Annotated in this window: 17 protein-coding genes; 13 read left to right on the top strand and 4 right to left on the bottom strand. The window is 63.8% G+C overall.

What is annotated here, in order from left to right; genetic code table 11:
* The first annotated feature begins 86 nt into the window (after positions 1–86).
* The 4 genes from ASD52_RS12965 (at position 87) to ASD52_RS12950 (ending at position 3,846) form a co-directional block, all read left to right on the top strand.
* A complete protein-coding gene (locus ASD52_RS12965; RefSeq protein ID WP_025425653.1) occupies positions 87–680 on the top strand; it encodes an ankyrin repeat domain-containing protein in 594 nt (197 codons plus the stop codon).
* Positions 681–693: 13 nt separating this feature from the next.
* The gene (locus tag ASD52_RS12960; protein WP_025425652.1) at positions 694–1,164 is read left to right on the top strand and encodes a nucleoside deaminase; all 471 of its coding nucleotides are present in this window, start codon (positions 694–696) and stop codon (positions 1,162–1,164) included.
* 282 nt (positions 1,165–1,446) lie between these two features.
* Positions 1,447–2,910 (top strand): MFS transporter, encoded by a 1,464-nt coding sequence (locus ASD52_RS12955; protein WP_057204302.1) that lies wholly within the window; start codon positions 1,447–1,449, stop codon positions 2,908–2,910.
* Positions 2,911–2,943: 33 nt separating this feature from the next.
* Positions 2,944–3,846, top strand: coding sequence for a cation transporter (locus ASD52_RS12950; RefSeq protein ID WP_025425651.1), 903 nt, complete (start codon positions 2,944–2,946; stop codon positions 3,844–3,846).
* Positions 3,847–3,883: 37 nt separating this feature from the next.
* Here ASD52_RS12950 and ASD52_RS12945 read toward each other — a convergent pair whose 3' ends face one another.
* Both ASD52_RS12945 and ASD52_RS40600 read right to left on the bottom strand, forming a co-directional pair.
* Positions 3,884–5,497, bottom strand: coding sequence for an ABC-F family ATP-binding cassette domain-containing protein (locus tag ASD52_RS12945; protein ID WP_057204303.1), 1,614 nt, complete (start codon positions 5,495–5,497; stop codon positions 3,884–3,886).
* 341 nt (positions 5,498–5,838) lie between these two features.
* Positions 5,839–5,961: a hypothetical protein gene (locus ASD52_RS40600; RefSeq protein ID WP_255569781.1), complete on the bottom strand. Its 123-nt coding sequence runs from the start codon at positions 5,959–5,961 to the stop codon at positions 5,839–5,841.
* Between the two features lie 742 nt (positions 5,962–6,703).
* On the opposite strand from ASD52_RS40600, the gene coaBC reads away from it, so the two are divergent.
* Positions 6,704–7,924: a bifunctional phosphopantothenoylcysteine decarboxylase/phosphopantothenate--cysteine ligase CoaBC gene (gene coaBC, locus ASD52_RS12930; RefSeq protein WP_025425647.1), complete on the top strand. Its 1,221-nt coding sequence runs from the start codon at positions 6,704–6,706 to the stop codon at positions 7,922–7,924.
* Positions 7,925–8,127: 203 nt separating this feature from the next.
* Here coaBC and ASD52_RS12925 read toward each other — a convergent pair whose 3' ends face one another.
* Positions 8,128–8,934 carry a class II glutamine amidotransferase gene (locus ASD52_RS12925; protein WP_025425646.1) on the bottom strand — a complete coding sequence of 269 codons (807 nt, stop codon included), beginning with the start codon at positions 8,932–8,934 and terminating at the stop codon, positions 8,128–8,130.
* 279 nt (positions 8,935–9,213) lie between these two features.
* On the opposite strand from ASD52_RS12925, the gene ASD52_RS12920 reads away from it, so the two are divergent.
* The 7 genes from ASD52_RS12920 to ASD52_RS12890 all read left to right on the top strand — a co-directional run bounded on the left by ASD52_RS12920 (position 9,214) and on the right by ASD52_RS12890 (position 18,125).
* Positions 9,214–10,344, top strand: a complete 1,131-nt coding sequence (locus tag ASD52_RS12920) for a Gfo/Idh/MocA family oxidoreductase (RefSeq protein WP_025425645.1) — start codon at positions 9,214–9,216, stop codon at positions 10,342–10,344.
* A gap of 117 nt (positions 10,345–10,461) precedes the next feature.
* A complete protein-coding gene (locus ASD52_RS12915) occupies positions 10,462–11,325 on the top strand; it encodes a MurR/RpiR family transcriptional regulator (RefSeq protein ID WP_025425644.1) in 864 nt (287 codons plus the stop codon).
* Positions 11,326–11,440: 115 nt separating this feature from the next.
* Positions 11,441–13,378 carry a 5-dehydro-2-deoxygluconokinase gene (iolC, locus tag ASD52_RS12910; protein ID WP_025425643.1) on the top strand — a complete coding sequence of 646 codons (1,938 nt, stop codon included), beginning with the start codon at positions 11,441–11,443 and terminating at the stop codon, positions 13,376–13,378.
* A gap of 88 nt (positions 13,379–13,466) precedes the next feature.
* Positions 13,467–15,320, top strand: coding sequence for a 3D-(3,5/4)-trihydroxycyclohexane-1,2-dione acylhydrolase (decyclizing) (iolD, locus tag ASD52_RS12905; protein WP_025425642.1), 1,854 nt, complete (start codon positions 13,467–13,469; stop codon positions 15,318–15,320).
* A 245-nt stretch (positions 15,321–15,565) separates the two neighbouring features.
* Positions 15,566–16,468, top strand: a complete 903-nt coding sequence (iolE, locus tag ASD52_RS12900; RefSeq protein ID WP_025425641.1) for a myo-inosose-2 dehydratase — start codon at positions 15,566–15,568, stop codon at positions 16,466–16,468.
* 235 nt (positions 16,469–16,703) lie between these two features.
* Positions 16,704–17,504, top strand: coding sequence for a 5-deoxy-glucuronate isomerase (gene iolB, locus ASD52_RS12895; protein ID WP_025425640.1), 801 nt, complete (start codon positions 16,704–16,706; stop codon positions 17,502–17,504).
* A 216-nt stretch (positions 17,505–17,720) separates the two neighbouring features.
* Positions 17,721–18,125 carry a GFA family protein gene (locus tag ASD52_RS12890; protein WP_025425639.1) on the top strand — a complete coding sequence of 135 codons (405 nt, stop codon included), beginning with the start codon at positions 17,721–17,723 and terminating at the stop codon, positions 18,123–18,125.
* A gap of 6 nt (positions 18,126–18,131) precedes the next feature.
* On the opposite strand, the gene ASD52_RS12885 is transcribed toward ASD52_RS12890, so the two are convergent.
* Positions 18,132–18,836 carry a DUF2268 domain-containing putative Zn-dependent protease gene (locus ASD52_RS12885; protein WP_025425638.1) on the bottom strand — a complete coding sequence of 235 codons (705 nt, stop codon included), beginning with the start codon at positions 18,834–18,836 and terminating at the stop codon, positions 18,132–18,134.
* Positions 18,837–19,065: 229 nt separating this feature from the next.
* Here ASD52_RS12885 and ASD52_RS12880 point away from each other — a divergent pair, with 229 nt between their 5' ends.
* The gene (locus tag ASD52_RS12880; protein WP_025425637.1) at positions 19,066–19,878 is read left to right on the top strand and encodes an AraC family transcriptional regulator; all 813 of its coding nucleotides are present in this window, start codon (positions 19,066–19,068) and stop codon (positions 19,876–19,878) included.
* Positions 19,879–19,910: the final 32 nt, after the last annotated feature.

The following is a 19,910-nucleotide window of genomic DNA, read 5'->3' as shown; positions in this document are numbered from 1 at the left end:
CCCCCATGAACTCACCATCGACCGGGTGGCTGCTCGGGATTGCACTCTTCGCCTCAGCCCTTCTTCCCGCCGCTGCAGGAGCCGCCATGCTTGAAAAGGAAATGATTGCCGCAGCTTCGGCCGGCAACGCCGCCGAACTGCGCGAATTGATCAAGCGCGGAGCAACGCTCGACGCGCGTGACGCAAGCGGCGCGACCGCTCTGCTCGTCGCCACACACGAAAACCGCATCGACGCTGCCCGCGCGCTCATCGAAGCCGGCGCGGATGTCAATGCGAAGGACAAGATCGAGGACAGTCCCTACCTCTATGCTGGCGCGCGCGGCCATCTCGAAATCCTGAAGCTGACGCTTGCCAACGGCGCCGACCTCAAAAGCACCAACCGTTACGGCGGCACGGCGCTGATCCCTGCGGCAGAACGCGGCCACGTCGAAACGGTGAAGACGCTGATCGAGGCGGGCGTCGATGTCGATCACGTCAACCGGCTGGGCTGGACGGCGCTGATCGAAGCCATCATTCTCGGCACCGGCGGCGAAAAGCATACGGAGATCGTGCGATTGCTGATCGACGCGGGCGCGAACGTCAATCTTGCCGATGGCGAGGGCGTGAGCCCATTGAGCCACGCCCGGCAGCGCGGCTATGGCCGGATTGAAAAGCTGCTTACCGCCGCCGGCGCCCGTTGAAATCGGAGGGGACATGAAGCAGGAAAGACGCTTTCTCGGCGAGGCTGTCGCCCTTGCCCGCGCCAATGTCGAAAAAGGTGGCCGTCCCTTCGGCGCGGTTGCCGTTCGCAACGGCGAGGTTATCGCCAGCGGCGTCAACGAGATGCTTGAAACCGGCGATCCGACATCGCATGCCGAGATGAATGCCCTTCGCCTGGCGGCAAAGCGCCTCGGGTCTCCCCGTCTTGAAGGCGTTGCGATCTATGCCAGCGGCCAACCCTGCCCGATGTGCATTGCGGCCATGCGCATGGCCGGCATCACCGAGATCGCCTACGCCCACTCGAATGCCGACGCCGAACCCTACGGGCTGTCGACGGCGGCAGTCTATGCCGAACTGGCAAAACCCCTTGGCGAACAGTCGATGCGCTTTCGCCATGTGCCGGTCGACGATAACGACCTGGCACCGCTCTATGCGGAATGGCAGCATCGTCAAAAAGAGGGCTGACAAGCGGCCGGCACCGGTCAAGCCCAGCCACAGCTTGGGCAGCCCCCTGCGGCGGCCACTGCCAGCGCCGGCCGGTGGTGCCTCCGACGGGCGGACGGGCACGGCAAAGGCAGTGAGGCGCCGGAACAACCCGCCTGCTCACGCCGACCGACGGTGTCTCGACAACCAGAGCCCTTGCCGAACACACGCGGCGAGTGTAATCGCGAAGGTGAGATTGCCCTCTCCTCCCTGCCGCCCAGCGTTCCTCGGAGAACGTCGGCGGCCCAGCCCGCGGGTGCTGCGATGAATGCCTTTTCCGAACGCACGGGCCGCCTGGTGGCGCTGCTTCTCATCGCCGGCTCCGGCGTGGTGACGATCGCCAAGGGCATGAGCCTGACCTTCCTCGCGATCCGCCTGCAGCGGGATTTTGGCCTTACCCCGGCAGGTATCGGCGTCCTGATTGGCGCGGGCCCCCTGCTCGGCGCGATCATCAGCCCGTTTGCCGGCAGCCTGTCCGATCGCATCGGCCGAACGGGTGTGCTGACCATAGCGCTCTTCATGGCCGGACTGGCGCTGGCGGGGCTCGGGCTGGCGCACTCGATCGCCGCCTTCGCGCTGGCGCATATCGTCTCTGCGGTTGCCGCCGCCGTCTATGAACCGGTTTCGCGCGCATTGATGAGCGATGCCGCGCCAGCGCATCTGCGCCTGCGGGTATTCTCCTGGCGCTATCTGGCGATCAATGCCGGCTGGGCCGTCGGGCCGTTGATCGGCGTCTGGGTCGGCGCTGCCTATTCGACCCTATTCATCATTGCCGGCATCATGCATGCGGCCTTCGGCCTCGTGCTGTTCTTCACCGTGCCGGAAGCGAGCAACAGACGGGCGGTCGAGACGGGACCGGGGTCCAACACCACGGGCGGCTGGCGCGGGCTTGTCGCTGCCTTGCGCGACCGCCGACTGATCTTCTTCGTCATCGGCGGCACCCTGCTTTTGGCCGTTCATGGTCAATGGTCGGTGACATTGTCGCAATATCTCAACACCGGCTTCGAGGATGGCGTCACCCTGTTCGCGCTGCTGGTTTCGACCAACGCAGCAACGGTGCTCGTCGCCAGCACGCCCGCCCGCTTCGTCATTGAAAGGATCGGCGCGCTCAAGGCGCTGTCGCTCGGCTGCCTGCTGTTCCTGCTTGGTGAAATCGGCTTTGCAGCCTCGTCCGGCGTCGAAATGCTGGTCGCCTCGATGATCCTCTTCACCATCGGCGAGGTGCTCGTCGTGCCCTCGGAATATGTGCTGGTCGACGGCAGGATGCCGGCAATCGCGGCACCTATTTCGGCGCCCATTCACTGTCCACCGTCGGCAATTTCCTTGGGCCGCTCATCGGCGGCCTTGCACTCGGCGCAAGCGGCGGCGCCGGCATGTTCCTGCTGTTCGCGCTGCTTTCAGCGGCAAGCGCGCTCCTGTTTGCAATCGGCCATTCCATGCCGCCGCCCCGCCCGCAGGCGGCACGCACCGATGCGCTCGATGGCAGCGCCGTCGGCCGAGATCTCATGCGCTTCGGTCAATTCGCCTAGGGCCGGAGGCAGCATTGCCCCACGCAGGGGTGGTATTCGTGTTCACAATCATCATGCTTGGGCTCATCGATCGCCTCCCTGGTGCGACACGAGATCGCCGCAGGGCAGCGCTGCCGCCGCTTTTTCTTGCCAACCGGAAGCGCTACCATCGCCTCGTCTGCGTGATCACCGTCACCATTTCGTCACTGGCACAGCCTAAGCACCGCGTCGAAACAGGAGTGAATACAAGATCATGACCACCGCCACCGAACAAACCGTCCTCAAGCGATCGATCGCCGCCACCATCGTCGTCGGCGCGACAGGCGTGCTGTTCGGCCTGTTGTCCGGATCGGTGTCGATCGTGTTCGACGGGGTGTTTTCCGTCGTCGACGCCGCCATGACGCTGCTGGCGCTGGGAGTGACGCGGCTGATCCCACGGGAAAGCAGCCGCTTTCAAATGGGCTTCTGGCATATCGAGCCGATGGTCCTGCTGTTAAACGCCGGCCTACTCACGACGCTCTCCTTCTACGCCCTTATCAACGCCGTCGACTCGCTGCTGTCGGGCGGCCGCGAACTCGCCTTCGACTGGGCGATCGCCTATGCCGCCGTCGTCGTCGTCATCTGCATCGTGATGTTCATCTACGGGCGGCGGGCGAACCGCACGATCGGCTCGGAATTCCTGGCGTTGGATGTGCGTGCCTGGGCGATGTCGGGCACGATTACCGCAGCCCTGCTTGTTGCTTTCGTGGTCGCCGCGATGCTGAAGGGCACCGCCTATGAAGACTGGACGCCCTATGCCGACCCGGCAATTCTGGTGGTTCTGACACTTTGCCTGATCCCGCTTCCGCTGAAGACCGTCTATGCCGCGCTGAAGGAAATCTTCCTAGTCGCCCCGGCGGAACTGGACGAGAAAGTGCGCGAGGCAGCGCGCAATGCCGCCAGCCGCCACGGCTTTGCCGATTATCGCACATACGTCGCCAAGGTCGGCAGGGCCCGGCTGATCGAGATCTACCTGATCGGATCGGCCGAAACCCGGGTGGATACGCTTGCGAGCCTCGATGCGATCCGCGCCGAGATCGGCGCGGAAATCGGCGAGGCCGGGCGCGATCGCTGGCTGACGATCGCCTTTACCGGCGACGTGAAATGGGCGCAGTAGCGCCCACTGCCGGCGTGCCGCCCGAAATCATCCGCCTTTAACGAACGTTCGAGCGACGACCTGCCGACGGGGTCGTCAGATCGATCCGGCGCGTTATGCCGATCGCCTCCAGAAACGCCTCGTCGTGGCTGACGACGATGAGCGCCCCGTCGAAAGCCCGCAGTCCCGCCTCCACCGTCTCGATGGAATCGATATCGAGATGGTTGGTCGGCTCGTCGAGAATCAGGAGATCAGGCGGGCTCTCGCCGCCAAGCACGCAGGCGAGCCCCGCACGCAGCATCTGCCCGCCACTCAGGCTGGAGACGCGCTGCAGTGCCGCGTCGGCGCGGAACATGAACCGCGCGAGCGCCGCCCGACAGGCGTTTTCGCCGGCGCCGGGATGGAGCCGGCGGAAGTTGTCGCGGATCGACACCTGCGGATCGAGCAGGCTCACCTGTTGATCCAGAATGGCAAAGTCCGTCAGAACCCGAACCTGACCCGACCAGGGAGCAAGCTTGCCTGACATCAGCGACAGAAACGTCGTCTTGCCTGAACCGTTGCGGCCGGTGATCGCCACCCGCTCCGGCCCGGCAATCGTCAGCGACAGATTGGCGAGCACCGGACGGTCCGGGATATAACCGGCGCTGACATCATCGACCTGAAGAACGGCACGGCCGGGCGGCAGCCCGGTCGAAGGCAGCCGGACCGAAAACGGCTGGAGGGTCTCGATGCGTTCGCGGGCCGCGGCAAGATCGCCGAGCGCCTGATCGCGTCGCCGCTCGGAAAGCCGCGCGTTGTCGCCCGCCGTCTTTTCGCTGCGCTCCTTCTTCGCATCGAGCAGCAGAAGCGGCTCGTCACCTTTGGCGCGCTTTCTGCGGCCGGCGCTATCCTTTCGGGCCTTGCGCTCCGCGAGCTCCTGCGTCTTGCGGTCGACCTCCGCAAGGCGTCGTTCCGCGTCGGCAAGATCGTGCCGGGCCGATGCGAGTTCGATCGCCTTGCGCTCGCGATAGTGGCTCCAGTTGCCGCCGTAGCTGGTGGCGCCGAGAGAGGTGAGTTCGACGATCACATCCATCGTGTCGAGAAGCTCGCGATCGTGGCTCACGACGATGGCGCCGCCACGCCAGTTCGCCATCAGCTCGATCACTGCCTCGCGCCCGGCGCGGTCGAGATTGTTGGTGGGTTCGTCGAGCAGGATGAAATCGGGATCGGCAAAGACCAATGCCGCCAGCTTGGCACGGGTCAGCTGCCCGCCGGATAGCGATGAGAGCGGCGTCTGCGCTTCTGCCTCCAGCCCGAGGCGAGCGAGCGCTGCGGCCAGTCGCGCCTCCAGCGTCCAGTCGGCAATCGACAGCTCGTCGATGCTGGCGGTGCCTTCCTCCGCTCGGCGTAGAAGCGCCAGCGCATCGGCAATGCCGAAGAGGTCGGCGACGCTCTCCTGTTCGGCGACCTGCACCGTCTGGCGCAGGATGCCGAGGCTGCCGTCGACCGAGACTGTGCCGGCCTGCGGCTGGAGTGTTCCCGCAATCAGCTTCAGCAGCGTGCTTTTGCCGACGCCATTGCGCCCGACAAGGCCAGAGCGCGCCGGGCCGAACGTCAGGCTCAGGTCGGAAAAGAGGCTGCGGCCGTCAGGCGTTGACCAGGTGAGATGGGAGAGCGAGATCGAAACAGGCATGGATACGGATTTCCCTGATGGCAAAAAGAGTGGGCTTTGCTGTCAGGTGGAAATCCATCGATGCGTGTATCCTGTGGTAATTTCTATCGATGCAAAGATAACATCGATCGTGTTTTCTTCAAGGCAAGGATGCCATAGCCGCTCGCCGCGAACCGTGAGCACTTGGTCGCCGCTCAGTCTGGAAACATCCTTGGCGCCCGTGCAACCGGCATTCTGCTTGCTTTGAAGCCAGATCCGGCCGCGTTCGGCACTGATCGATTGGAGATGGTGTTGGAACACAGTGTGGGCGGCACACGAGCGTGGTCGCCCGGTCTGGAGCAGATGGTGCCGCCTTTGGACGATTACCAGACGAGACCGTTCAGCGTGATCAGCGCGATCACCAGCAGGGACAGGATGAGCGACATCTTGATTGCGGCAAGCGCGTAGTCATAGCGGCGAATATGCATTGCAAAGGTATGAAGCATGGCATTCTCCCTGGCGTCGAAATGCCCGACGGCCGTTGGGGCCGGGCCACGCGATCGCCTGCGTGTCATCTTATGAGGTGCGGGAGGCCCGCGCGGAAATCTGGAGCGGCATCCGCGACGCGTTTTGGCTGCTGAGGACGGCAGATCCGAAGGTCGACAGCTATTGGACCAGGGGCAGCCGACTTTCGACACGGCTGTGGTGCAAGTCCATGAGTCGGGCCAGGATTGCCTCGCCCTCTTCGCGATCAAGCGCCGGGTATCGCACCCGGACGGCATCCCGAAAAACATCGGCAACCATCGGGAATTCCTCGGGAAGGATCGGTCGCCCACGAAATCCGTCGATGGGGTGCATCACGCGATCTCCTCAGTTGGGGCGAAAGCGTAACGATCTCTCAGCCACCGACGCCCGTTCGATCGGTCGATGATGGATGCACTATGCGCCTTCGGCAGTGAGATACCAAGGGATATTCGCCGCTAGAAAGGGAACGCGGCCAGGCGCGCCATCTGGATCGGGTGATCTGCTGCCGGCGCGCAAGGATCGCCGAACGCCCCTCCAGGCGTGCGCCGCCACGGCTGCAATTGTGGCGTTCGGCCAGACACGTTGCGCCCGATGAAACGCTCAAGTAGGGTCGCTGCAACCGCGTCCCTCCGCCGGCGAAGCCGTCGAAAGGGATGCTGTTGAACACCATGGCTGAACCGGAAAGAACTCCGGTTAAGAAGGCGGCCGCAAGGCTGGGACGCAATGACACTGTCGGGCAAACGCATTCTCCTGATCATCTCCGGCGGCATTGCGGCCTATAAGAGCCTGGACCTTATCCGCCGGCTGCGCGAGCGCGGCGCCAGCGTCCGGCCAGTCATGACATCAGGTGCGCAACAGTTCGTGACACCGCTTGCCGTCGGCGCGCTTTCCGCCTCGCATGTCTATCTCGAGCTGTTTTCGCGCGAGGACGAACAGGATGTCGGCCATATCCGGCTGGCGCGCGAATGCGATCTGATCGTCGTCGCCCCTGTTACCGCCGACCTGATGGCGAAGATGGCGAACGGTCATGCCGACGATCTCGCCTCGACCATCCTGCTGGCCACCGACCGTCCGGTGCTGGTCGCGCCGGCGATGAACCCGAAGATGTGGGCGCACCCGGCAACCCGGCGCAACCGCGCGACGCTCGCCGCCGACGGCATCCATTTCATCGGCCCTGAAGCCGGCGAAATGGCGGAGAGCGGCGAGGCCGGAGAAGGACGGATGAGCGAGCCGCTGGCGATCGTCGCTGCCGTCGAAAACCTGCTTGCAGGCGGCGCGAAGCCACTTGCCGGACGCAAGGCGGTCGTCACATCCGGCCCGACGCATGAGCCGATCGACCCGGTGCGCTACATCGCCAACCGCTCGTCGGGCAAGCAGGGCCACGCCATTGCCGCGGCGCTCGCCAGGCTCGGCGCGGATGTGACGCTGGTGTCCGGCCCTGTGACGATCCCCGATCCCACAGGTGTCAACGTGATCCATGTCGAGCGCGCCGAGGAAATGCGCGATGCAGTGCTTGCCGCCCTTCCCGCCGACGTTGCGGTGATGGTCGCGGCCGTTGCCGACTGGCGGGTGGCAAGTGCGGCCGGCAACAAGATCAAGAAGAAGCCGGGCGAAGCGCCGCCACCGCTTCAATTGGCCGAGAACCCGGACATCCTCAAGACGGTCGGCCACCATGCAAACCGGCCGAAGCTGGTCGTCGGCTTTGCCGCCGAGACGGAGAACGTCGCCGACAACGGCCGCTCGAAGCTCGAGCGCAAGGGTGCCGATTACATTCTCGCCAACGACGTCTCGCCGGCAACCGGCATCATGGGTGGCGATCGCAACCGGGTGAAGCTGATCTCGGCCGACGGCAACGACGACTGGCCGGAGATGGACAAGGAAGCGGTTGCCGAAAAATTGGCGGCGCTGATTGCGGCTGAGCTGGAGCGAAGAGAACAGGGTTGATCAATCGCCGTACCTGGCCAAAAAGCCCCTCACCCTAACCCTCTCCCCGCAGGCGGGGCGAGGGAACGTGCCCTGTGTGGATGAAGCATCCGCAGCAAAAGGAACGCGCGAGTGCGGCGTATCCCTTCTCCCCGTGAAAACGGGGAGAAGGTGGCGGCAGCCGAATGAGGGGCCGCTCACTGCCCACCGATATGCTGAAAGCCTCAGGCCGAACGGTGCTTGCGTACCGGCGCGCCCTGCGTCGAGAACAGCCTGACATCGACGCCGTTTTCGCCGACGATCACGGCCGTGCCGTCAGGAATTTCGACCCAGGCGCCGTCGTCGTCGTTGAGCGGTTCGGAGACAAGACAGTAACCGCCGCTCGGGCCCATGGGTGCTGCGTAGAGCGTCGGCGCCTTCCAGTCGGAGGCATAGCGCACCGCATAAAGATCGTTGCCGTCAGAGAAGGCGGCGGTGAAGCGCACCAGAACCTGGCGCTCCAGATGTTCGGCAAGCTGTTCGATGAAGGCCAGCGCTTCGGCGATCGCGCCGAGCGGATTGTGGTCGAGACCAAACTGCATGGCGAGCAGGAACAGGAGTTCGGAATCCGTCGTGCCGGTGCGGGCCGAATAGAGGTCGTTGTCGAGCATGCTCTCCATCGGCCGGCGCAGATGTTCGAAGTCGCCGATCTGGCCGTTGTGCATGAAGGACCAGCGCCCGAAGACGAAGGGATGGCAGTTGTCGCGCCGGGTGCCGCCACCGGTCGACGCCCGCACATGGGCGAGGAACAGCGGCGAGCGGATCTGGCGGGCAATGCTCTTCAGATTGCAGTCGGACCAGGCGGGGAGAATGTCGCGGTAGCGCCCAGGTTCCGGATGGTCGCCGTACCAGGCAATGCCGAAGCCGTCGCCGTTGGTCGCCGTCTTTGCCCGCGTGGCGCAATGGGACTGCTCGATCAGCGAGTGCGCCGGAGAGGTCACCAGTTCCTCGAGATAGAGCGGCTCCCCGCGATAGGCTGCCCAGCGGCACATGCTGAAATCACTCCGGTTTCGCACCGTTCATACGGATGCGATTCGTTAACCATGAGCGATGTTCCGACGAAACATGGTAAAAATGCGTTAACAAATTCATCCAGGCTCTGCCGGGACCGTATTCTCGGCCACCCGATCGCGCTGTCTCGACAGAAACATCAACCAAGGCGCCTCCATAGACCTCCAATATATTTTCGAACAAATATTCCATGTTGACAAATCTTGCACATTTCATTTCATTCCGAGCCACGACACGGTCGTTGACCCCGGAGGAATGGCATGAGCAGCAAGAAGAAACTGGGTGTGGGCCTGATTGGCACGGGCTTCATGGGCAAGGCGCATGCGCTCGGCTTTACCATCGCCGCGCGGGTGTTCGATCTGCCCTTCGAGCTTGACCTGGTTTCGGTTGCCGATGTGACCACCGAAAGCGCGGAAAACGCCCGCCGGCGTCTCGGCTTTCGCAAGGCGACGGCGGACTGGCGCGAACTTTTGACCGACCCCGACATCGACATCATCGACATTACCACGCCGAACCTTCTGCACAAGGAGATGGCGTTGGCGGCCATTGCCCATGGCAAACATGTCTATTGCGAAAAGCCGCTGGCGCCGATGGTCACTGACTGCGCCGAAATGGTCGCGGCTGCGGAAAAGGCCGGCGTCACGACCCAGGTCGGTTTCAACTACCTGAAAAACCCGCTGATCTTCCTCGCCAAGGACATCATCGAGAGCGGCGAGATCGGCGAGATCCGCTCCATGCGCGGCGTCCATGCCGAAGACTTCATGGCCGATGCCTCGGTGCCGTGGGGCTGGCGGCTGAACCCGGCCAGCGGCGGCGGCGCGCTTGCCGATATCGGCAGCCACATCATCGCCTCCATGCGTCACCTCGTCGGGCCGATCAAATCGGTGCTTGCCGAAACCATCATCCAGATCCCTGAGCGCCCCGTCTCTGCCGGCGCCAGCGAGATGCGCGCCGTCGAGGTCGACGACATCACCCGCGCCTTCGTGCGCTTCGAAAACGGCGCGACCGGCAGCTTCGAGGCCAACTGGATCGCCACCGGCCGCAAGATGCAGCACGATTTCGAGATCTACGGCTCCAAGGGCAGCATCGTCTTCACGCAGGAGCGCCTGAACGAGATCCGCGTCTACTCCACCGGCGACGATATTCGCAGCCGCGGCTTCCGCACCATCTGGGCCGGGCCCGAGCATCCGCCCTACGGCGCCTTCTGCGTGGCACCCGGCCACCAGATCGGCTTCAATGATCTGAAGGCCATCGAGGTGAACGAGTTCCTTGAGGCGATCGCCAAGGGCAAACCGCCATCGACCGATTTCCGCGAGGGTTATGAGGTGCAGAAGGTGCTCTCGGCCACCTATCAATCGGCAAAGACCAACGAATGGGTCCAGATCGGCTGACGAAAAGTCGGAATGGAAAAGGCGGCAAAAAATGGAATGCCTGTTCTATCCCAGCCGCCGCTATTCGATTAGTGTGAGGTCACTAGAGAACACGGGTCAGACTGGAGACAGACAAGAATGGCAACGCCTGAAACGACGACGGAGGTCCCGCAGGATTTCGAAGCGCTGAAGGCGGTCATTCTGGAGCGAAAGGCGCAGCTGCCGAAACGGTTGAAGCAGGTGGCCGCCTATTCGCTTGACAATCCCGACGAGATTGCCTTCGGCACCGCCGCAAGCATCGCCACCTCGGCCGACGTCCAGCCGTCGACCCTGGTGCGCTTTGCCCAGCACTTCGGCTTCGAGGGCTTCTCCAGCCTGCAACAGATTTTCCGCGCCCGCCTGCGCGAGCGCACGCCTGGCTACGAAGACCGGCTGAAGGCACTGAGCGAGAACGAACACAGCAAGCTCGAGAGCGGCTCGATCTTCAACGGCTTCGTCGCCGCCGCCCACCGCTCGCTCGACAACATCGCAACCTCGGTCGACCCGGAAGCCTTTGAGCGCGCGGTCGACATCCTCGCCAAGGCCGAGACGGTCTATCTGATCGCCAAGCGCCGCTCCTATCCGATCTCCAGCTACATGGCCTATGCCTTCGGCAAGCTGAAGGTGAAATACCAGCTGGTCGGCACGGCCGCCGGCATCGATGACGACATGCTGGCGATGGCTGGCAAGAACGATGCCGCGTTTGCCGTCAGCTTCTCGCCTTACGCCTCCGAAAGCGCCACCCAGGCGCGGCTGCTTGCCGAGCGCAAGGTGCCGGTGGTGTCGCTGACCGACTCGGCGTTCTCGCCGCTGGCGGAATCTTCCAAGGTCTGGTTCGAACTGGTCGAGGCGGATCACGCCGGCTTCCGCTCGCTTTCCGCCAGCATGGCCTTCGCCATGGCGCTGACAGTCGCCATTGCCGAGAAGCGTCGCCGCCTGCTTGAAGAGACGAGGACGGAATAGAACGGATAGAATGAAAATTCTATATTGACGAAACGCCGGAATTTATGTTTCATACCTGCATCACCCACAGAACGAGAATGGTCGGGGCCGCAAAGGCGTCCGCGGGGAGGAAGCAGTGAGCCAGAACGTTTCGCCACAGGGAGCAAAGCCGCTCGACCTCATCACCATAGGCCGGGCATCGGTCGACCTCTATGGCCAGCAGATCGGCACCCGGCTTGAGGACGTTGCGAGCTTTGCCAAATCGGTCGGCGGCTGCCCCTGCAACATCTCCGTCGGCACCGCGCGCCTCGGGTTGAAGTCGGCGCTTTTGACCCGCGTCGGCGACGAGCAGATGGGCCGTTTCATTCGTGAGCAGCTGACCCGCGAAGGCGTCGAGACCCGCGGCATGGTAACCGACCCGGAGCGCCTGACGGCGCTCGCCATCCTCGCCGTCGAGAACGACAAGTCCTTTCCGCTGCTGTTCTACCGCGACAACTGCGCCGACAATGCGCTGTGCGAAGACGACGTTTCTGAAGACTTCATTCGTTCGGCGCGGGCCATCCTGGTTTCCGGCACGCACTTTTCCAAGCCCAACACCGATGCGGCGCAGCGCAAGGCGATGCGTATCGCCAAGGAAAACGGCGCGAAGATCGTCTTCGACATCGACTACCGCCCGAACCTCTGGGGCCTTGCCGGCCATGATGCCGGCGAAAGCCGCTACATCGCCTCCGACCGCGTCTCGGCCCATCTGAAGACAGTTCTCGCCGACTGCGACCTGATCGTCGGCACCGAGGAAGAAGTGTTGATCGCGTCGGGCGAAAGCGACCTGCTGCAAGCGCTGAAGACGATCCGGGCGCTGTCCACGGCGACGATCGTCCTGAAGCGCGGCCCGATGGGCTGTATCGTCTATGACGGTCCGATTTCCGATAACCTCGAAGACGGCATCGTCGGCAAGGGTTTCCCGATCGAAGTCTACAATGTGCTCGGCGCCGGAGACGCCTTCATGTCCGGCTTCCTGCGCGGCTGGCTGAAGAACGAACCGCATGCGACCTCCGCGACCTGGGCCAACGCCTGCGGCGCCTTTGCCGTCTCCCGCCTGCTCTGCGCGCCTGAGATCCCGACCTGGACCGAGCTGCAGTTCTTCCTGGAGAAGGGCAGCAAGGAACGGGCGCTGCGCAAGGACGAGGCGATCAATCACGTGCATTGGGCGACCACGCGCCGCCGCGAAATCCCGCTGTTGATGGCGCTGGCGATCGACCATCGCAGCCAGCTGGAAGATGTGGCCGCCGGCAACCCGGAGCTACTTGCCCGCATCCCGGCCTTCAAGGTTCTGGCAGTCAAGGCGGCGGCACAGGTGGCGGCCGGCCGTTCCGGCTTCGGCATGTTGATCGACGACAAATACGGCCGCGACGCGCTTTATGCTGCCGGCGCCCACCGCGACTTCTGGATCGGCAAGCCGATCGAGCTTCCGGGCTCGCGGCCGCTGCAGTTCGAATTCAGCCAGGACCTCGGCAGCCGCCTGATCGACTGGCCGGTCGACCACTGCATCAAGGTGCTGTCCTTCTACCATCCGGACGACCCGGCCGAGATGAAAGCGACGCAGGTGGCCAAGCTGCGCTCGGCCTTCGAGGCGGCTCGCAAGGTCGGCCGCGAAATCCTGATCGAGATCATCGCCGGCAAACACGGCAAGCTCGACGACCAGACCATTCCGCGCGCGCTCAACGAGCTTTACGATGCCGGCCTCAAGCCCGACTGGTGGAAGCTCGAGCCGCAGGCAAGCCGCAGCGCCTGGGCAGCGATCGATGCGGTCATCGAAAAGCGCGATCCGCTCTGCCGCGGCGTCGTGCTGCTCGGCCTCGAAGCCCCCTACGAGGCGCTGAAGGACGGCTTTGCCGCGGCCCGCACATCGAAGACGGTCAAGGGTTTTGCCGTCGGCCGCACCATCTTTGCCGATGCCAGCAAGGCCTGGCTCGGCGGCACCATGACCGACGAGCAGGCGATCGCCGACATGGCCGGAAAATTCAAGGCGCTGGTGGATCTCTGGCTGCAACTGGGTGAAACAAAGGCGGCGTAGGATCGGCGGAGTCCTTAACTCGATTCCGATCTGAGAAATTATACAGTCGGCGAAACGGGACGATTTCGCCACGAGGAGGAAACAGAGTATGAGCCAGAAGACCGTGCGCCTGACCATGGCACAGGCCGTGGCGCGGTTCCTGACCCGCCAGATGACCGTCATCGACGGCAACAAGGTACCGATCTTCGGCGGCGTCTTCGCCATCTTCGGCCATGGCAACGTCGCCGGCGTCGGCGAGGCGCTGCACGGCATCAAGGATACGCTGCCCACCTACCGCGCCCAGAACGAGCAGGGCATGGCCAATGCCGCGATCGCCTTTGCCAAGGCGAGCTTCCGCCGCCGCTTCATGGCCTGCACCACCTCGATCGGCCCCGGGGCGCTGAACATGGTGACGTCGGCAGCCCTTGCCCACGTCAACCGCCTGCCCGTTCTTTTCCTGCCCGGCGATGTCTTCGCCAATCGAAGGCCCGATCCGGTGCTGCAGCAGGTGGAAGGTTTTGCCGACGGCACGATCTCGGCCAACGACTGCTTCCGTCCGGTTTCGCGCTATTTCGACCGCATCACCCGGCCGGAGCAGATCATCCCGGCGCTGCGTCGCGCCATGCAGGTTTTGACGGATCCGGCCGATTGCGGCCCGGTCACGCTCTCGCTTTGCCAGGACGTGCAGGCGGAAGCCTATGACTATCCGGAAGCCTTCTTCGACGAGAAGGTCTGGTCTTCGCGCCGCATCGAGCCCGATGCCGATGAGCTCGCCTCTGCTATTGCTGCGCTGAAGGCAGCCGAGAAGCCGGTGATCGTCGCCGGCGGCGGCGTGCTCTATTCGGAAGCCAGCAAGGCGCTGGCCGCCTTCGCGGAAAAGCATGGCATTCCGGTTGTCGAGACCCAGGCCGGCAAGTCCTCCCTGCCGCACAGCCATCCGCTCAACATGGGTTCGGTCGGCGTCACCGGCACGTCAGCCTCCAACCAGCTGGCGGAAGCGGCCGACGTCGTGCTCGCCGTCGGCTCGCGGCTGCAGGACTTCACCACCGGCTCCTGGTCGCTGTTCAAGAACGAAGGGCTGAAGATCGTCGGCCTCAATGTCCAGCCGTTCGATGCGGCCAAGCATGAGGGGCTGCCGCTGGTCGCCGATGCGCGCATCGGCCTCGAACGCATTTCCGCCGGGCTCGGCAATCACAAGGCCGACACCGCCTGGACCGACAAGGCCAAGGCCGGCAAGGCCGAGTGGCTGAAGGCCGCCGACAAGGCGACGGCAACCACGAATGCGGCGCTGCCTTCGGACGCACAGGTCATCGGTGCGGTCCAGCGTGCACGCGGCGGAGCGGAGACGGTCCTCGTCTGTGCGGCAGGCGGGCTGCCCGGCGAGTTGCACAAGCTCTGGCAGGCGGAAACGCCCGGCGGCTACCACATGGAATACGGCTTCTCGACCATGGGCTATGAAGTCGCAGGCGGCCTCGGCGCCAAGCTCGCCCGCCCCGACAGCGACGTCATCGTCATGGTCGGCGACGGCAGCTACATGATGCTGAATTCAGAGATCGCCTCGTCGATCATGCTCGGCGCCAAGATCACCATCGTGCTGCTCGACAATGCCGGCTACGGCTGCATCAACCGGCTGCAGATGGCAACCGGCGGTGCCAACTTCAACAACCTCTTGCGCGACACGCACCATGTCGAGCTGCCGGTGATCGATTTCGCTGCGCACGCCGCGGCGATGGGCGCGCTCACCCGCAAGGTCGGCTCGATTTCCGAACTGGAATCGGCGCTGAAGGAAACGGCAGGCGAAGCCCGCACGACCGTGATCGTCATCGACACCGATCCGCTGATCACCACCGACGAAGGCGGCCATTGGTGGGATGTCGCAGTCCCCGAGGTTTCCAACCGTACGGAAGTCAACGAGGCCCGCAAGGGCTACGAGAAGGCGCTGACCTCCCAGCGCTTTGGCTGAGATTGCCCTTTCGGCGCCCGCGTTGTCCACGTGGGCGCCGTTGCGCATTTATGCCCCTCACCCTAACCGTCTCCCCGCCTGCGGGGAGAGGGAACTTCGGAGAGCGCGGCATATCCCTTCTCCCTGCAAGCGGGGAGAAGGTGGCGGCAGCCGGATGAGGAGCCATCGTCGCCCTCCCCTGCCGTACGAGTGAGACACAACAAACCTTCCGCCCCAAGCGGATGACGCAAGAGAAAGTGAAAGACATGATCCGCTACGGAACCAATCCGATCGCCTGGAGCAACGACGACGATCATTCGATCGGCGCGCATCTGACGCTCGAGGATTGCCTCTCCGATTGCCAGAAGATCGGCTTCGACGGCATCGAGAAGGGCCACAAGATGCCTTCCGATCCGGAAGCACTGAAGGCAAAGCTCGCCTCCTACGACCTCGTCTTCGTCTCCGGCTGGCACTCGACCAACCTGCTCACCCATGACGTCGAGACAGAGAAGAAGGCGATCCAGCCGCATCTCGACCTCCTGAAGCACAATGGCTGCAAGGTGGCGATCGTCTGCGAGACCTCGAACGCCATTCACGGCGATGACACCAAGTCGGTCGCCAACGACAAGCCGGTGCTGCCGGCAGACCAGTGGAAGAAATTCGGTGCAGACCTCGAAGCGATCGCGCAATATTGCGCCGACCAGGGCGTCGATCTCGTCTACCATCACCACATGGGCACGATCGTCCAGACCGGCGAGGAAATCGACCTGTTGATGCAGAACACCGGTCCGGCAACCAAGCTTTTGCTCGACACCGGCCATGCCTGGTTCGGCGGCTCCGACCCGGCCGAGGTTGCGAAAAAATGCATGCACCGCGTCCGCCATATCCATTGCAAGAACGTGCGCACTGCCGTGCGCAAGGTCGTCGAAGGCGAAGGCCTCTCCTTCCTCGAAGGCGTGCGCCGCGGCGTCTTCACCGTTCCGGGCGACAGCGAAGGCGGCGTCGATTTCCTCCCCGTCCTGAAAATCGCCGCCGAACACAATTACGATGGCTGGCTGGTGATCGAAGCCGAGCAGGATTCCGCCGTGCGCAATCCCTTCGAGTATCAGTCGCTCGGACTGAAATCGCTGAAGGCGTTTGCCAAGGAAGCCGGGCTCGATCGGGCTTAGCAGCCCCTCATCCGGCTGCCAGGTTCGAGGGGAACGCCCCTCATCCGGCTGCCGCCACCTTCTCCCGCTCGCGCGGAGAAGGGAAATGCCGCTAGCTCCGCGCCCCCCCTCGCAGCGTAAGGCGAAGAAGATCAGGCGCACTCCAGAATCCCCTCTCCCCGCTTGCGGGGAGAGGGCTAGGGTGAGGGGCAGGCCAAGAATGCCGCCGCCAAGTAAGAAGTCAGGAGACCGCCAAATGTCCAAACTGCTCGTCAAACCGAAGGCCAAGTCCGGCCTGATGCAGAACGTCACACCCGAAAGCGCCGGCTGGACCTATGTCGGTTTCGCGCTCAATCGGCTGAAGCCGGGCGAGACGACGCAGGGCGAGGCGGGCGACAAGGAAATTTGCCTTGTGCTGGTTTCGGGCAAGGCGAAGGTTTCGGTCGATGGCGAGGATTTCGGCGAGCTCGGTGAGCGCATGACGCCGTTCGAGGGGCAGCCCTATGCCGTCTACGTGCCGAAGGGCAGCCGCTGGCAAGTGGCGGCGACGACCGATCTCGATCTTGCGATCTGCTCGGCCCCGGGCGGCGAGGGTTTCAAGGCCAAGGTGATCAAGCCGGGAACACACCCGCAGCTGACCCGCGGCAAGGGCACCAACACCCGCTATGTCACCAACATCATGCCCGAGGACGACAGCTCCGCCCAGTCGCTGCTGGTGGTCGAAGTGATCACGCCGGGCGGACACACCTCTTCCTACCCGCCGCACAAGCACGACCAGGACGATCTGCCCGCCGAGAGCTACCTGGAAGAAACCTATTATCACCGCCTGAACCCGCCGCAGGGATTTGCCGTGCAGCGCGTCTATACCGACGATCGCTCGCTGGACGAGACCATGGCGGTGGAAGACGGGGACGTGACGCTGGTGCCGAGGGGATATCACCCCGTTGCGGCCGTGCACGGCTACGACGTCTATTATCTCAACGTCATGGCCGGGCCGAAGCGGGTCTGGAAGTTCCACAACGCCCGCGAACACGAGTGGCTGTTTACCGGCGTTTAGGAGCGACGTGGCGCACCTACCGATCAGGACCTTAGGTGTGCGCCGATCCGTACGGCACCGTGCCGTACCGTTGCACTGGGATGGACGGATGCGGGCCGCCCCAGAGCCGTTAGTGCGAAGCGGCTTTCCTTCAGGAAATGCGAAAAATGGAGCGTTTCCGTGACTCCGTTTAGGACGGAAACGCTCTAGGTTATGGTCTTTCAGGGAGGCTTTGCCATGCGGATCGACGGACAATGCCATTGCGGCTTCGTGACCTATGAGGCGGAGATCGATCCGGACGATGTCGCGATCTGCCACTGCACCGATTGCCAGCAACTGACGGGAACGGCCTACCGGGTGTCGGCCGGCACGGCCCGCGAGAATTTCCGACTGACCGGGGGCGAACCAAAGCTCTACGTCAAGACCGCAGAGAACGGCCGCAAGCGGCTGCAGTTCTTCTGCCCGAACTGCGGTTCGCCGGTTTACACCACCGGCACGGACGAGGACGCCGAAGAGGTCGGCATTCGCCTCGGGACGATCAACCAGCGCCGTGAGCTCACCCCGAAATCACAGATCTGGCGCTCGTCCGCCCTGCCCTGGATCAACGACGTCGGTGCACTGCCCGGTCACGACAGGGATTAATCCCGGTCATGCCTCGGCCGTCATCCTTATTTTCAAGTGTGCCCAGGCTTGGCCGATCACCTCGGGTGCCGGGGTTCCGGTCATCTGCGACGGACGCGCGTCCGGGTTGGCCGCGAGGTAGGCTTTGACGAGATGATAGCCGATCGAATAACCGGCCCAGCGGGGAAGCGGGTTGCCATGGCTGCTCCAGCCGAAGAACCAGGCGCTGTGGTTGTAGGCGTCGGCCCAGAGCTCCAGCTCGGCCTGCTCGATAACCCCCAACCAGTCTTCGGCAGGGATAGCGTGGTTCCAGCGATTGCCATCGCCACCGTTGATCTCGGCGTCGAAAGCGTCCGCCAGGCCCTCGGTGACCAAGACTTCTCCCAGCCTGAAACCATAACCGCACATCGCGTGGCGGAAGGAATGGTGAAGTTCGTGCGTGAGCGTCTTTCGCAGCTCGCCATTGGCGAGACTGGCGGCGAAGTTGGGATTGTCCGGATCGAGCGTGACCGTCACGAGCCCGCGGCGGTAGCAGGCACCCGACAACCCAAGCTCCGGAATCGTCTCGCCCGGCCGGCGCTCGACGATGACATCGACGGGCGCAGCCCTGTCGGCCGCGGAAACGCGACCGCCGACACGCTCTGCCGTCACTTGCACGTCTGCGAGGATCTGCTCGCGCCATTGTGCAAGGGCTCCATCGGCTTCGAGGAAGTGAACGCGCAGGTCCAGCATTCGGCACATCTCCGGTCGTCATCGTCATTCGACGGCGGAATTTAAGCATGCGGCCGTCGATTGCAACGCCGGAAGGACAAAAGCATCAGCCCATGCCTGCGCCCATTGTCGCGCCGACCTTGCGGCCGTCGCAGCGGTTACAGTCGATCGCCATGGCCGGAAAGGCGCGGCCGGTGTAAGAAAGAACTGAAACATCCGACGGGCCACCAGTGCCCGACCAGGCGAGGCGATGGCAAAGGGCCGATTCACGATATTCCCCGGCCGCATTGGCGGCATCGAGGCCGTCGAGGCGGCGTCGGGGCACGTGTTTGCCCGCCACACGCATGAGCAATTCGGCATCGGCCTCATCCACCAGGGCGCCCAGAAATCGCTGAGCGGTCGCGGCATGGTGGAAGCCGGCGCCGGCGACATGATCACGGTCAACCCCGGCGAGGTCCATGACGGCATGCCGATCGGCGATGCGGGACGGTCCTGGCGGATGCTCTATTTCGAGCCTTCCGCAATCGCCGACGCCATGGAGGACATCAGCCAGGGCAGGACGCGAAGTGCAGAATTCACCGCTCCCGCCTTCCATGATGAGCGAACGTCGAAACACTTCCAGGCTCTTTTTAGCGCGATCACCGCACCCGATGGCGATCGGACGGGGATGCAGGGCGAGGAGCACGTCCTGACGCTGCTGGCCGATGTGATGCGCGTGCGTGAGGGGAAAACGCATGGCGGACATGTGCCGTCGGCGATGCGCAGAGCGCAAAGCCTGATCGACGACGATCCGACCGTCGCCATCACCCTGTCCGACCTTGCGCAGGCAACCGGCCTCAGCCGATTTCAGGTGGTGCGCGGTTTTTCGAAAACCTTCGGGCTCACGCCGCATGCCTATCTCGTGCAACGCCGCATCGATCTGGCGCGGCGGCTGATTGCGCGGGGCGTGCCGCTTGCCGAGGCGGCAGTGGAAGGCGGCTTTGCCGACCAGAGCCACATGACCCGAATCTTCGTGCGCAAGTACGGCATTTCGCCGGGCGCCTATGCCGATGCATTCCATTGACCTGAAGACGCGCTTTGCGTTCTTGTTTTCGC

The organism is Ensifer sp. Root142 (assembly GCF_001426785.1).
Classification (GTDB): domain Bacteria; phylum Pseudomonadota; class Alphaproteobacteria; order Rhizobiales; family Rhizobiaceae; genus Ensifer; species Ensifer canadensis.
The sequence above is the reverse complement of the archived record's forward strand: the minus strand, read 5'-3'. Positions and strand labels throughout refer to the sequence as shown.

What these genes read in the sequence shown, in the direction of transcription:
- ASD52_RS12885 (WP_025425638.1), bottom strand. Translation starts at nt 18,836, where the DNA reads ATGCTGGACCTGCGCGTTCACTTCCTCGAAGCCGATGGAGCCCTTGCA.
- ASD52_RS12960 (WP_025425652.1), top strand. Translation starts at nt 694, where the DNA reads ATGAAGCAGGAAAGACGCTTTCTCGGCGAGGCTGTCGCCCTTGCCCGC.
- iolE (WP_025425641.1), top strand. Translation starts at nt 15,566, where the DNA reads ATGATCCGCTACGGAACCAATCCGATCGCCTGGAGCAACGACGACGAT.
- ASD52_RS12915 (WP_025425644.1), top strand. Translation starts at nt 10,462, where the DNA reads ATGGCAACGCCTGAAACGACGACGGAGGTCCCGCAGGATTTCGAAGCG.
- ASD52_RS12920 (WP_025425645.1), top strand. Translation starts at nt 9,214, where the DNA reads ATGAGCAGCAAGAAGAAACTGGGTGTGGGCCTGATTGGCACGGGCTTC.
- ASD52_RS12925 (WP_025425646.1), bottom strand. Translation starts at nt 8,934, where the DNA reads ATGTGCCGCTGGGCAGCCTATCGCGGGGAGCCGCTCTATCTCGAGGAA.
- ASD52_RS12880 (WP_025425637.1), top strand. Translation starts at nt 19,066, where the DNA reads ATGGCAAAGGGCCGATTCACGATATTCCCCGGCCGCATTGGCGGCATC.
- ASD52_RS12945 (WP_057204303.1), bottom strand. Translation starts at nt 5,497, where the DNA reads ATGCCTGTTTCGATCTCGCTCTCCCATCTCACCTGGTCAACGCCTGAC.
- ASD52_RS40600 (WP_255569781.1), bottom strand. Translation starts at nt 5,961, where the DNA reads ATGCTTCATACCTTTGCAATGCATATTCGCCGCTATGACTACGCGCTT.
- ASD52_RS12890 (WP_025425639.1), top strand. Translation starts at nt 17,721, where the DNA reads ATGCGGATCGACGGACAATGCCATTGCGGCTTCGTGACCTATGAGGCG.
- coaBC (WP_025425647.1), top strand. Translation starts at nt 6,704, where the DNA reads ATGACACTGTCGGGCAAACGCATTCTCCTGATCATCTCCGGCGGCATT.
- ASD52_RS12950 (WP_025425651.1), top strand. Translation starts at nt 2,944, where the DNA reads ATGACCACCGCCACCGAACAAACCGTCCTCAAGCGATCGATCGCCGCC.
- iolD (WP_025425642.1), top strand. Translation starts at nt 13,467, where the DNA reads ATGAGCCAGAAGACCGTGCGCCTGACCATGGCACAGGCCGTGGCGCGG.
- ASD52_RS12965 (WP_025425653.1), top strand. Translation starts at nt 87, where the DNA reads ATGCTTGAAAAGGAAATGATTGCCGCAGCTTCGGCCGGCAACGCCGCC.
- iolB (WP_025425640.1), top strand. Translation starts at nt 16,704, where the DNA reads ATGTCCAAACTGCTCGTCAAACCGAAGGCCAAGTCCGGCCTGATGCAG.
- ASD52_RS12955 (WP_057204302.1), top strand. Translation starts at nt 1,447, where the DNA reads ATGAATGCCTTTTCCGAACGCACGGGCCGCCTGGTGGCGCTGCTTCTC.